This window comes from Micromonospora endophytica, assembly GCF_003236305.1.
Taxonomy (GTDB): domain Bacteria; phylum Actinomycetota; class Actinomycetes; order Mycobacteriales; family Micromonosporaceae; genus Micromonospora; species Micromonospora endophytica.
Genome location: NZ_POTX01000476.1, coordinates 1 through 1179, shown reverse-complemented (window position 1 = coordinate 1179; position 1179 = coordinate 1). Strand labels below are relative to the sequence as shown.

At 70.3% G+C, this 1179-nt stretch carries 2 protein-coding genes; both read left to right on the top strand.

Annotated features, from left to right (window positions below; translation table 11 throughout):
- Nucleotides 1-270: 270 nt before the first annotated feature.
- Nucleotides 271-1017, top strand: coding sequence for a DUF5753 domain-containing protein (locus C1I93_RS30600; RefSeq protein ID WP_111246697.1), 747 nt, complete (start codon nt 271-273; stop codon nt 1015-1017).
- A partial coding sequence (locus C1I93_RS30595) for a DUF397 domain-containing protein (protein ID WP_111246698.1) occupies nt 1005-1179 on the top strand: 175 nt, incomplete at its 3' end. The genes C1I93_RS30600 and C1I93_RS30595, both read left to right, overlap by 13 nt.

Sequence of the window (1179 nt, the reverse complement as noted above, 5' to 3'; positions counted from 1 at the left end):
CCCCGCCACCCACCCGGCCCGACCCAGCCATGACCCAGCTCGGCCCGGCCCGGATCCGCGCAACTTCGGTGAAGTTGCTGCCTCCACCTCCGACCGACACCGCAGTTTCCCCGAAGTTGCGATGTCGCCGTGAGCGAGACAGGCGTCGCCGGGAGGCGGAACGGGTGTATTGCTACGGGATGACGCCAGCCCACCACTGAGGGTTGCGCGAAGGTGACTGGGCGTAGGAAGGTGTATGGCGGGCATAGTGGACGATCTGGGGGGAGCTGCATGAACCGGGCTGTGCAGATGGCGATGATGGAGGCGGGCTTAACCGCCGACACTCTCGCCGGCAAGGTTGGCGTAGACCCGAAGACCGCCGCGAGGTGGATGAACCCAGGGTTGGTGCCGCAGACCCGGCACCGGGCCCAGGTGGCCAAGCTGCTGGGCCGGGAGATGGAGGATCTCTGGCCGGGGGCGCTGCGGCGACGGGAACCGGTGTGGTTCCTGCCCTGGACCCAGATCGAGCGGGAAGCCGCCGGCCTGCGCTGGTACGAATCATCCGTGATCCCCGGACTGCTCCAGACCGAGACGTACGCCCGCGCCGTGCTCGCCTGCGGGCCGCTCGTCGGCGACGCCGAACGGCACGTCGCGGTGCGGCTGGAGCGGCAGGCGGCGGTCTTCGACAGGCCCCAGCCGCCGTTGACCGTCTTCGTGATCGACGAGGCGGCGCTGCGCCGGGGCGCGCCGGAGATCATGGGCCCCCAGCTCGACCACCTGGTCATGCTGGCCCAGCGACCGAATCTCATGGTGCACGTGCTGCCGCTGGCCGCCGGGCTACACCCGGGCCAGGCCGGGCAGTTCGTGATCGCCAGCATGCCGGACGGCGAGGACGTCGGCTACCTGGACGACCAGGCCGAGGGACGGGTCACCAAAGAGGTGTCTCCACTGTGGGCGGTCTGGGATACCGTCAGGTCGGTGGCGCTCCCGCGCGACCAGTCCATCGACTTCCTCAGGGAGCGAGCATGGCTGACCTGACCGGCGCCCGCTGGCGCAAGAGCACCCGCAGCAGCTCCAACGGCGGTGCCTGCGTGGAGGTCGCCGACAACCTGCCCGGCGTGGTGGCCGTACGAGACTCGAAGGACCCCACCGGCCCGGCCCTCACCTTCACCCCCACCGCCTGGCGCACCTTCCTCACCC

Excerpts from the sequence above, each read along its gene's own strand:
- C1I93_RS30600 (WP_111246697.1), top strand. The coding sequence starts at position 271 with ATGAACCGGGCTGTGCAGATGGCGATGATGGAGGCGGGCTTAACCGCC.